We start from the raw sequence: 10,824 nt of genomic DNA, 5'->3' as shown, positions 1-10,824 counted from the left end.
AATGAGGACTTGCAGCGGAAAGCCCGGCCCGCAGGGACACGCCCAAAGCGCCATAAAAAAAGCGCTCCCGGAAAGGAACGCTTTTGTTGTATAACGGAAATTGTGGATTATTTTTTCTTTCCTTTTGCGGGAGCTTTTGCTGCTTTTGCCGCTTCCTGGGCCGCTTTCATAGCCGCACGCGAGATACGTACCTGGGCTACTACAGTATTTTCAGGATTAAGGATTTTGAAATTGTTGGTTTCAAGTTTGGTCACATATAGTTTGTTACCCATTTCAAGTTCAGAAATGTTGGCCTCCACAAAGTCAGGCAGGTTGGCAGGAAGCGCACGCACCTTTAGTTTACGCTGGTTAAGGCGGAGTACGCCACCACCCAGCACGCCTGGCGAGGTCCCAGTGATTTTTACAGGCACGTCCATAGTGATTTCTTTGTCCTGGTGCAGCTGGTAAAAGTCAATGTGCAGGATGTTGTCCGTTACCGGGTGGAACTGTATGTCCTGCAGCACGGCGTTGAACTGCTTGCCGCCTTCCAGGTCAATTACTACCGTGTGTACGTTTGGAGTGTAAACCAGGTTTTTAAAAGCCTTTTCTTCTGCGGTAAAATGTACTGGCTGATCTCCTCCGTATAACACGCAAGGAACCCTTCCAGCATTACGTGCCGCACGCGTTGCCGCTTTGCCCACGCTTTCTCTTTCAGATCCTTTGATCGTAATTGATTTCATTTGAAATAAAATATAAAAAATTAATAAATAAGTTACTGTAAAAATTTACCGCTTATCGAGTTGTTGTTCTGCACCATGTGCATTACCTCGGCAAACAGCCCCGCACACGAAACCACCTTGATTTTTGAGGCTTCTTTTTTCAGCGGTATACTGTCGGTCACAATCAGTTCAGACAGTTTTGATTTTTCAATCTTGTCATACGCGTCGCCCGATAAAATGGCGTGCGTACAAATTGCCCTTACGCTTAGCGCGCCTTTTTCGATCATGAGGTCGGCCGCTTTTGCCAGTGTCCCTCCTGTGTCTATCATGTCATCAACAAGCACAATGTTCTTTCCTGTCACATCGCCTATCAGTTCCATGGTTTCAATCTTGTTGGCCTCTTTGCGCTGCTTGTAGCATATTACCACATCGCTGCCCAGGAACTTGCTGTAGGCATAGGCCCTTTTCGATCCGCCCATATCCGGTGAGGCTATGGTAAGGCTCTCCAGGTTGAGTGACTTTATGTAAGGCACAAATATGGTAGAGGCAAACAGGTGGTCCACCGGCTTTTCAAAAAATCCCTGTATCTGGTCGGCGTGCAGGTCCATAGTCATAATCCTTGTGGCGCCTGCGGCTTCAAGCAGCTTGGCTACAAGCTTGGCCCCTATGGGTACCCTCGGCTTATCTTTCCTGTCCTGGCGTGCCCATCCGAAATAAGGGATAACGGCAGTAATGTGCCTGGCCGAAGCCCTCTTGGCGGCATCAATCATCAGGAGCAGCTCCATAAGGTTATCCGAACTTGGGAACGTGGAGCATACCAAAAACACCCTCAATCCCCGTATGGATTCTTCAAAAGAAGGCTGGAACTCACCATCACTATATTTAGAGAACGTAATTTTACCCAGTGGCACACCATAGCTCTCGGCTATTTTTTCAGCCAGGTACACACTTTGGGAACAGGCAAATATCTTTGCTTCCGGTTCTGCGTGAGGCATTTTAAATTGTTGTTTTGTAGTTAGTTAGTGTTGTGTTGTGTAAACGAGGTGCAAATTTAGGAAATAAAATGAACCCTGAAAGCAATTTAAAAGGTATTTTTCCTCAATTTAAATATTATTTTTTAAATTTGCAGCCACAATAACCGGCCTGGATGGCGGAATTGGTAGACGCGCACGACTCAAACTCGTGTACTACGGTGTGTGGGTTCGATTCCCACTCCAGGTACTAAAAAGGCTTCCGCAAGAGGCCTTTTTATGTTTAGAAATAATCTCGTATTTCTTCAAAATAAGTTTACCCGTAAATTAGGATAAAACTAAAAAACGCTTTATTTACTCTCCAGGCAGTTTATATACCCTCACTGCTGACTTATGCGGACACCAAGTTTTTAACACGCAAACGATTTCGGTCACCTTCGCGCGCTGAAAACTTTGTTATTAGCAGTATTTTAAATAGTTTTAATTTTTAAAGCCACTCGTGGCGTAACTAATTCGTACCTCTTTGTGATGAAATACCCTTTTATAGTACTCTTGCTCCTGTCAAGCTTTTTGCAGGCCCAGCAGCTTAAATCGCCTGATGGCAATTTTACCCTTACCTTTTCGCTCGGCACCGGCGGCAAACCCCTTTACAGCCTTACCTACAAAGGCAAAGTCGTAGTTAAGCCCTCTGGCCTCGGGCTTGAGCTAAAGGGCGACAAAACATCGCTGCTGGACGGGTTTACGGTATCCGGCGTGAAGAACACTTCTTTTGATGAAACATGGAACCCGGTTTGGGGCGAGGTGAAAACCATAAGGAACCATTATAACGAAATGGAGGTAAGCCTCAGCCAGAAAGAGCCCGAAAGGCTGCTGGTACTCCGGTTCAGGCTGTTTGATGACGGCCTGGGCTTCCGGTATGAGTTTCCGCAACAGAAAAACCTGGCCTATTTTGTTATTAAGGAAGAACGCACGCAATTTGCCATGGCAGGCGACCACACGGCCTACTGGATACCGGGTGACTACGATACCCAGGAATATGACTACACCACCTCTAAACTATCCGAAATACGAGGGCTTATGCCTAAAGCCATAACTGCCAATGTATCCCAAACCTCATTTTCCCCTACCGGCATACAGACTTCACTGATGATGAAATCTGCCGACGGGCTTTACATTAATATCCATGAAGCGGCACTTATCAATTACGCCTGTATGCACCTTAACCTGGATGACAGGAATATGGTTTTTGAATCATGGCTTACACCCGATGTCAAAGGAGATAAAGGCTATATGCAGGCCCCCTGCACATCGCCGTGGCGCACGGTAATTGTAAGTGATGATGCCCGCGATATACTTGCCTCCAAAATGATATACAACCTTAATGAGCCTTCTAAAATAAAAGATACCTCATGGATAAAGCCCGTAAAATATGTAGGCGTTTGGTGGGAAATGATTACCGGTAAAACAACATGGTCTTATACGGATGAGTTTCCATCGGTGCAGCTTGGCATAACCGACTACGCCACGGCAAAACCCAACGGGAAGCATGGCGCTAACACAGCCAATGTAAAAAAATATATAGATTTTGCGGCCCTGCACGGTTTTGACGGGGTACTGGTAGAAGGATGGAACGTAGGATGGGAAGACTGGTTTGGCCACCATAAGGATTATGTTTTTGACTTTGTAACCCCATACCCCGATTTTGATGTGGAAGGCATACGGGAATATGCCAGGTCAAAAGGCGTAAAAATGATCATGCACCACGAAACGTCATCATCCGTACGCAACTATGAGCGCCACATGGACAAAGCCTATAAATTCATGAAAGATAACGGGTATGATGCCGTAAAAAGCGGTTATGTGGGCGATATACTTCCGCGTGGTGAGAACCATTACAGCCAGTGGATGGTCAACCACTACCAGTATGCCCTTGAAAAAGCCGCTGAATATAAGATAATGCTTAATGCACACGAAGCCGTGCGCCCTACAGGCATAGCACGCACCTACCCTAACCTCATCGGTAACGAATCAGCCCGCGGCACTGAGTACCAGTCATTCGGTGGGTCAAAGCCAAACCACGTAGCGGTGTTGCCGTTCACAAGGCTTTTAGGCGGCCCCATGGATTATACCCCGGGCATTTTTGAGATGGACCTCAGCAAGCTCAACCCTTCCAATACATCACACGTAAACAGCACCCTGGCTAACCAGCTGGCACTATATGTTACTCTTTACAGCCCGCTACAAATGGCTGCCGATACCCCTGAAAATTACAACAGGTTCTTAGATGCTTTCCAGTTTATAAAAGATGTGGCCGTTGACTGGGACGACAGCAAATACCTCGAGGCCGAGCCGGGGCAGTATGTTACGGCAGCACGCAGGGCAAAAGGCAGGAGCAGCTGGTTTGTAGGCAGCGTAGGTGGGTATGAGCCCCGCACTTCAAACATAACGTTTGATTTCCTCGACAAAGGCAAAACTTACATTGCCACCATTTATGCCGATGCCGCCGGTGCGCATTACAAAACAAATCCGCAGGCCTATACCATCAGGAAAGTAGCAGTAACCAGCAAATCAAAACTGTCACAGTTTGTAGCTGCCGGCGGGGGCTATGCCATCAGCATTGTTGAGGCAGGCAAAGAAGCTGCAAAAGGGCTGCCGAAGCTGTAGTTACCGGATAATAAAAACCTTTAGCAGATATTGTGGCATAATTGGAGAATTAAGATTTACAATAACGCCAGTTTTTTTATGTCTTCTGAAGGTACTATTGCCGACTCATAATCATTATTGGCCAGCCATAGCATTGCTTTAGCTATAGCCCCGGCTTTTATGCTTTTATACCTTGCCACCCTGCCAACGAGCAATGGGTTTATTATGCGCATTAAGAGGATTCCTAACCGCTCCGCGGGTCGTGCTTCATTCCGGTCGGCTTCAATGAGTGAAGGCCGTAGTATATGGGTTTTAGCAATGCCCTGTTCCAGCACATCGCGCTCCATTTCGCCTTTGGTACGGTTATAAAACAGGTTGCTGGCAATATCTGCTCCCAGTGCCGAAATGACAATAAAAGACCTGCAGCCGTTTTGCCTGGCCAGTTTTGCCGCGGTAACAGGAATGCCGTGGTCGGTTTTATAGTATATGCCTTTATCCGGTGTTTTGGCCTTGGTTGTGCCTATGCAGCAGAAAATGTCATCAGCAGAAAACACACCTGCACTATCCTGTAACTGCAACATGTCGGCCACATATTCAAATACCTTTGGGTGTGTAATACCCGTGGCCCGCCGGGTAATTATTTTAATTTCATGATAACGATTGTCTTTAAGAAGCAGTTCCAGCAGCAGCTTCCCCGTTACGCCTGTAGCGCCCAGCACAATTGCACTCTTTCCCATAGTATGCTATTTAATTTATATAAATATAAAGTAATTTTACATCATGGACATGCCTTTTCCCATACGAAAAATTATCCATGTAGATATGGACGCCTTTTATGCTTCGGTAGAGCAGCTGGACAACCCCGAACTACGGGGCAGGGCACTGGCTGTAGGCGGAGGCGAAAAACGGGGCGTTGTAGCGGCCGCCAGTTATGAGGCAAGGAAATTTGGCGTACGCAGCGCCATGAGCGGCTTCCTGGCAAAAAAGAAATGCCCTCACCTTATTTTTGTCAGGCCCAGGTTTGAGCGGTACACCGAAATATCAAAAAAAATCCGCAATATATTCTATGAGTATACCGACCTGGTAGAGCCGCTTTCCCTTGATGAGGCCTACCTCGATGTGACACGTAACAAAAAAGGTAACCCAAGCGCTACCATGCTCGCTTCTGAAATAAGGCAGCGCATATTTGAAGAAACCGGGCTTACGGCTTCGGCAGGCATTTCCATCAATAAATTTATTGCCAAGGTAGCCAGCGACTACAACAAGCCAAACGGGCAAAAAACCGTAAACCCCGATGAGGTTACTGCCTTCCTGGAAAATCTGCCTATAGGTAAATTTTATGGCGTGGGCCGTGTTACGGAGGAGCGGATGTACCAGCTGGGCATATTTACAGGGCGCGAACTAAAAGAAAAGACCCGGGAGTACCTTACAGAGCATTTTGGCAAATCAGGCACTTTTTACTACAACGTGGTGAGGGGCATACACACAAGCGAGGTAAAGCCCGGGCGCATTGCAAAATCAGTAGGGGCAGAACACACATTTTTTGAAAACCTCGTTTCAGAAGTCTTTATGGAGGAAAAACTGCACGACATAGCCTCCGAACTGGAACGAAGGCTGAAAAAAAAGAAGGCTGCCGGCAAAACCGTTACCCTAAAAATAAAGTACAGCGATTTCACCCTGCAGACCCGTAGCAAAACACTGCCTTACTTTATCTCTGACAAAGCCCTGATTATGGAAGCCGTTACAGAATTACTGTACCAGGAAAAACTAAAAAACTCCGTTAGGCTGCTGGGCATATCACTGGCCAACCTGAACACGGATGCCGAAAATAAAGTTAAAAAGCAGGTGGCAGTGCAGCTGAAGTTTGACTTTTAACCTACGCCTCAAAAATTTTGTTTCAGGAACATTTAAGGCGGTGCCAGGAGCACGCAGAAGGGTAATANGCGTATCTTCGTGTACTGAGCTGATATTCTTTTTTAAAGGCATTACCTGATAAATAATCCTTTAATATACTGAATGTCAGCTTTTTATACAAATTTTTAAGAACTTATTTTATTGATTTTTAATCAATTATATTTTTTGTCGTGTACTAAACAATCTGCATTAGCATATGGTAACGATGCACCCAGTAGGAATTTTTATCTTCATAAAAATGAGCTGCCTTAAAAATTTTCTCATATTTGGCGATTTCCAGGTTATCTGGTGTTGTAGGAAAACTCAATAAGCAACTCCTAAGTTTATGAGACTGAAAGCTAAATAAATTTTGGTTCTCAGAGCCAATACATAAATGATCAACTTTATAGTCTGGGAAAGGTAATATAACCGAGTTTTTTATTTTAAACCACTTATTGGAAGGAAAACAATAAAAATAAATTTCTTCTTTGGCGGCATTATAATACATATTGGTAATCCTGTTATTATTTACTTCATGATGGCCTAAACACTGGGCTTTTTGAAGTTGGCTTCCATTGTAATAATATAGACCCATTTCTGTGCCAATCCACACAAAGCCATTAGAATCAGATAACGCCATTTTTGGAGTAACAATTTGATTTCCTTCTACTTTTTCNATTCCGCTGCGCTCCATTGCGGGCTTTCCGCTGCAATCCCTCACGCGGATTGCGGCAGCAAATGGTGTGGCGGTTTTTGTATAGATAAACTTCATTAATATAAATTTATACATTTGCTACAATTACACCCCGGAAATAATTACGCATTTAATAGTTTGTAAATTATAAACAACACAAAAGTATTGTTAACTGTACTGCTTTTTCGGGATTTTGTAGATGTAAATAAGAAGTTAGCGCTGCTTCATGTACAGCACACCCTGTCCGTTAACAGCGCTTAAACCGGCCTTCAGTTGCGGTCATAAATTAATATGAATAATAAAATATAGCATGAAAACAGGAATTAAAATTTACTTAGTATTGTCAGGAATTTTACTTATAGTATTGTCCTGCAAAGTGTTTTTTGCCATAGAACCAAAAAGCGAGTTGACATTAAACAAGCTCACGATTATAGACCGCAATTCAGGAAAGCCGGTCCTTATTCTGGCTGACAGCGTACCGGATGGCGTTATCAATGGGAAAGTGCTCCCCAGGATATTTAAGCCAAGGGGGATGGTTTATTTTGATAATAAAGGAAATGAAACAGGAGGGTTAATAGTGAACAATCAGGAGGGCATGGAAACTGCCATGTTTACCGTTGATTATAATAACACAGACGCGTTTTCCATTTTTAAAAATGAAACGGATACAACATACGCTATGGGTATAGCAATCAGTGACCGGAACACGGAGGAAGAATTCAGAAAAAGGGGCACGGGCGGTACCCCGAGAATCGTGATCCAAAACCGTGACAAAAATGCCATCTTTGCTATGACCGATACAAAAGGAAGAGAACGCGTCGTGTTTGTTGTAGGCCGGAATGACGATGTACAACTCTTAGTTCTTGATACATTAGGGAAAACAGTGAAAAATTTAGCGACAAAATAACCACTGCTGCCAGCCGTTTACAAAAATCGGTTAAGGCTCACACAGCCTTATCCGCAAATCATCGCCGTGATATTAGTTGGGCCGGGGCATGTTGGTATATTATTCGTACTTTTGCCGAAAATCTTGAAGATGGTCAGGATAGGCAATATACAATTACCGGAATTCCCGCTTTTGCTCGCCCCGATGGAAGACGTCAGTGACCCGCCGTTCCGAAGGCTGTGCAAAACCCATGGGGCCGATTTGATGTTTAGTGAATTCATTTCCTCCGAAGGACTCATTCGAGATGCCATAAAAAGCAGGCAGAAACTGGATATCTTTGATTATGAACGCCCGGTAGGCATACAGATTTTTGGCGGTGATGAAGAGGCCATGGCCATGTCGGCACGTATCGTGGAAACAGTAAACCCCGACCTGGTGGACATCAACTTCGGGTGCCCGGTAAAAAAAGTGGTCTGCAAAGGCGCCGGAGCAGGTGTCCTTAAAGATGTCGGCCTCATGGTACGCCTTACTAAAGCCGTGGTGAACAGTACTTCGCTTCCCGTTACGGTAAAAACACGCCTTGGCTGGGACGAAACTTCCATAAATATTGATGAGGTAGCCGAAAGGCTGCAGGATGTGGGCATAAAGGCGCTGACTATACACGGGCGCACACGCGCACAGATGTACAAGGGCGAAGCCGACTGGAGCCACATTGCCAGGGTAAAAAACAACCCACGCATCAACATCCCGATATTTGGCAACGGCGACATTGATACGCCAGAAAAAGCCCTTGACTATAAAAACAGGTATGGTATCGATGGCATCATGGTAGGCAGGGCCGCTATTGGCTATCCGTGGATTTTTAATGAAATAAAGCATTACTTTAAAACAGGTACGTGCCTGCCGGCACCAACGGTTGAAGACCGCGTAGAGGCCGCACGCAACCACCTGAAATGGGCTGTCGAATGGAAAGGTGAGAGGGTAGGCGTATTTGAGACCCGCCGCCATTATGCCAATTATTTTAAAGGCATCCCGAATTTTAAGGAGTACAGGCAGCGTATGGTAACCCATGATGCCGCAGCAGATGTATATTCCGTGATGGACGAAGTGCTCGAAAAATTCGCCGGATATAAAATAGCATAAAAAAAACCGCCCTCAGGCGGTTTTTAGTTAATATTATTTTAAATCACACCTCAACCCTTTTTCCATCTTCCCTCCTGAAAAGATAATGCTGATAAAGATTGTACTCTTTAATCTATCAACGTCAAAACACCGGCATAATCAATACCGGCTGTTGAAACGCCATAGGCTTCAGTGTAGCGATCGGGTATATAGGTATCTACATGGTTATAATACGAGTGCAGCTACGATGACACCAACGCTAACGATGTGGTACCGTCTACATCATAATCACCGAAAACTAAGATATTTTCATTATTGGCAATAGCCTGCTCTATGCGCTGCACTGCCTTGTCCATATCCTTCATCAGGTACGGGTCGTGCAGGTCGCTCAGCAACGGGCGGAAGAACTGCTTGGCCTGCTCAAACGTTTCCACACCCCGCTGCACCAGTAGCGAAGCGGTAACCTCATCTACACTGAGGGCTTCGGCAAGGTGTTTTACTTTATGAGGGTTCGGGTTGAGGTTTGAGGGTCCGGCGCATGATAATGATTAGTCGCGCAAATATAACGCAAATAGTTGTTGGTGAAGATTCTTCCTTTATTACAATAACACTATTATTACTGCTATGTAACTAATAACAATTTATACCAAAAAGTAATCTGCCTTTTTCTACATGTACTTCATATTGTACCCCATCTTGCCTCCATATACCTTTTGGAAAGATTTTTTCATCAGACATTATCCCGATCTGGAACAGTATAACATCTATATCATCTATAGTTATGTATCTATGTACAGGCCCTGATGCAATCATACCCTTCATTACCTGCATCAACTGAGGAGTATTATAAGTTATGTAGTCGTGAATACCAACCAATACAATTTTAATCACCGCACCTTCTTTATTCAATTTCGCCTCGATGCTTATACTTTCTGTAACTGGCATAGTGCAAATAGAATATTTACCTTTTGTAACCGTACCTGGCTTCAGGCGTGAATCCCATCCCGATTTGGCCATATAAGTATTAAACCTGTCCCTGAATTGTTCTACGGACTCAGCAAATTGATAATCGCCACCTGTAAATGTATCTTTAGCTATGCCTAATGTATCTTTTACAATTACAGCAGGTTCTAAAATAATATCAGTAGCCTTAACTGATTGTTTAACATTTTTATCTTCTTGGCAGCCTGAAAATAAAGTGGCTGCAATTAATATTGTACATACAATGTTAGGCTTCATATTCAGAGTTTAAACCAGCATTAACATAAACGGCCCGGCAAGGTATTTTACTTTATAGGGGCAGGTAAAGGTTTGTGGGTTCAGCGCAATTATCACATTTAGAGCAAAAATAGCTTAATTTAGTATATTAAAATGGGCATCAATGAAAAATTCTGTTATAGATGAACAAGGCTTTAAAGAGTTAATAAATAATCCCGATAATGATTCCGCTAAAAAATATACCATAGATTATGGCCTTTTCAAAACTTTTGAAAATTATGAGATTTACGATACAAAGTTTGAATATGGTGAATTATATGAGAAGAATGTGGTAATTGATAGGTGTCTGTTTAATAAAGTGGACATTGATGGCGCAGAATTTAAAGAAATGCTATGGTTTAAAAACTGTACCTTTCAAGGTGATTTTACAATCAAGGAAGGCTCAATGAGAAGCTTAATGTTTATTAACTGTGAATTTATTGAGGGTATAACTATCTATAATGCTAAAGTAGTAGACAATTTCTCCATCAACAATTGTAACGCTAAATACCCAATTTTAATTAAGGGTGGGATTTATAAAAATTTCACATACTATGCGTTAAATGAAAAAACACATTTAAAAATCAGTGGTGCATTTACCTTTATAGAACATTTTAAATTGAAGTGGTTTAAACTTATTTGTTAAATAAAAAAGGGTTG

Annotated in this window: 9 protein-coding genes, 1 tRNA gene and 1 pseudogene; 6 read left to right on the top strand and 5 right to left on the bottom strand. The window is 43.6% G+C overall.

Annotated features, from left to right (window positions below; all coding sequences use genetic code 11):
• Positions 1 to 107 precede the first annotated feature (107 nt).
• Entirely contained in the window at positions 108 to 719 is a 612-nt protein-coding gene (locus CHU92_RS11445) for a 50S ribosomal protein L25/general stress protein Ctc (protein ID WP_094415684.1), read from the bottom strand.
• 32 nt (positions 720 to 751) lie between these two features.
• Positions 752 to 1,693 carry a ribose-phosphate pyrophosphokinase gene (locus CHU92_RS11440; RefSeq protein ID WP_094415682.1) on the bottom strand — a complete coding sequence of 314 codons (942 nt, stop codon included), beginning with the start codon at positions 1,691 to 1,693 and terminating at the stop codon, positions 752 to 754.
• Between the two features lie 146 nt (positions 1,694 to 1,839).
• Between CHU92_RS11440 and CHU92_RS11435 the strand changes: the two genes are divergently transcribed.
• Positions 1,840 to 1,919 (top strand) — tRNA-Leu (locus tag CHU92_RS11435).
• Positions 1,920 to 2,197: 278 nt separating this feature from the next.
• Positions 2,198 to 4,333: a glycoside hydrolase family 97 protein gene (locus CHU92_RS11430; RefSeq protein WP_094415680.1), complete on the top strand. Its 2,136-nt coding sequence runs from the start codon at positions 2,198 to 2,200 to the stop codon at positions 4,331 to 4,333.
• A 56-nt stretch (positions 4,334 to 4,389) separates the two neighbouring features.
• Here CHU92_RS11430 and CHU92_RS11425 read toward each other — a convergent pair whose 3' ends face one another.
• Entirely contained in the window at positions 4,390 to 5,049 is a 660-nt protein-coding gene (locus CHU92_RS11425) for an NAD(P)H-binding protein (protein WP_094415678.1), read from the bottom strand.
• A 43-nt stretch (positions 5,050 to 5,092) separates the two neighbouring features.
• Between CHU92_RS11425 and dinB the strand changes: the two genes are divergently transcribed.
• From dinB to dusB, 3 genes are all read left to right on the top strand, one after another.
• A complete protein-coding gene (gene dinB, locus CHU92_RS11420; protein WP_094415676.1) occupies positions 5,093 to 6,187 on the top strand; it encodes a DNA polymerase IV in 1,095 nt (364 codons plus the stop codon).
• Positions 6,188 to 7,209: 1,022 nt separating this feature from the next.
• Positions 7,210 to 7,806: a hypothetical protein gene (locus CHU92_RS11410; RefSeq protein ID WP_129583074.1), complete on the top strand. Its 597-nt coding sequence runs from the start codon at positions 7,210 to 7,212 to the stop codon at positions 7,804 to 7,806.
• A gap of 129 nt (positions 7,807 to 7,935) precedes the next feature.
• The gene (dusB, locus tag CHU92_RS11405) at positions 7,936 to 8,928 is read left to right on the top strand and encodes a tRNA dihydrouridine synthase DusB (RefSeq protein WP_094415670.1); all 993 of its coding nucleotides are present in this window, start codon (positions 7,936 to 7,938) and stop codon (positions 8,926 to 8,928) included.
• 131 nt (positions 8,929 to 9,059) lie between these two features.
• Here dusB and CHU92_RS11400 read toward each other — a convergent pair.
• Positions 9,060 to 9,447, bottom strand: a pseudogene (locus tag CHU92_RS11400) (single-stranded-DNA-specific exonuclease RecJ); the annotation flags it as partial.
• Between the two features lie 90 nt (positions 9,448 to 9,537).
• Positions 9,538 to 10,146: a hypothetical protein gene (locus CHU92_RS11395; protein ID WP_094415668.1), complete on the bottom strand. Its 609-nt coding sequence runs from the start codon at positions 10,144 to 10,146 to the stop codon at positions 9,538 to 9,540.
• Positions 10,147 to 10,288: 142 nt separating this feature from the next.
• On the opposite strand from CHU92_RS11395, the gene CHU92_RS11390 reads away from it, so the two are divergent.
• Entirely contained in the window at positions 10,289 to 10,810 is a 522-nt protein-coding gene (locus CHU92_RS11390) for a hypothetical protein (RefSeq protein ID WP_094415666.1), read from the top strand.
• Positions 10,811 to 10,824: the final 14 nt, after the last annotated feature.

The sequence above is a fragment of the Flavobacterium cyanobacteriorum genome (assembly GCF_002251835.1).
Lineage (GTDB): Bacteria > Bacteroidota > Bacteroidia > Flavobacteriales > Flavobacteriaceae > Flavobacterium > Flavobacterium cyanobacteriorum.
This window is presented reverse-complemented; position numbering and strand designations above follow the sequence as displayed.

Excerpts from the sequence above, each read along its gene's own strand:
- CHU92_RS11445 (WP_094415684.1), bottom strand. The coding sequence starts at position 719 with ATGAAATCAATTACGATCAAAGGATCTGAAAGAGAAAGCGTGGGCAAA.
- CHU92_RS11440 (WP_094415682.1), bottom strand. The coding sequence starts at position 1,693 with ATGCCTCACGCAGAACCGGAAGCAAAGATATTTGCCTGTTCCCAAAGT.
- CHU92_RS11430 (WP_094415680.1), top strand. The coding sequence starts at position 2,198 with ATGAAATACCCTTTTATAGTACTCTTGCTCCTGTCAAGCTTTTTGCAG.
- CHU92_RS11425 (WP_094415678.1), bottom strand. The coding sequence starts at position 5,049 with ATGGGAAAGAGTGCAATTGTGCTGGGCGCTACAGGCGTAACGGGGAAG.
- dinB (WP_094415676.1), top strand. The coding sequence starts at position 5,093 with ATGGACATGCCTTTTCCCATACGAAAAATTATCCATGTAGATATGGAC.
- CHU92_RS11410 (WP_129583074.1), top strand. The coding sequence starts at position 7,210 with ATGAAAACAGGAATTAAAATTTACTTAGTATTGTCAGGAATTTTACTT.
- dusB (WP_094415670.1), top strand. The coding sequence starts at position 7,936 with ATGGTCAGGATAGGCAATATACAATTACCGGAATTCCCGCTTTTGCTC.
- CHU92_RS11395 (WP_094415668.1), bottom strand. The coding sequence starts at position 10,146 with ATGAAGCCTAACATTGTATGTACAATATTAATTGCAGCCACTTTATTT.
- CHU92_RS11390 (WP_094415666.1), top strand. The coding sequence starts at position 10,289 with ATGAAAAATTCTGTTATAGATGAACAAGGCTTTAAAGAGTTAATAAAT.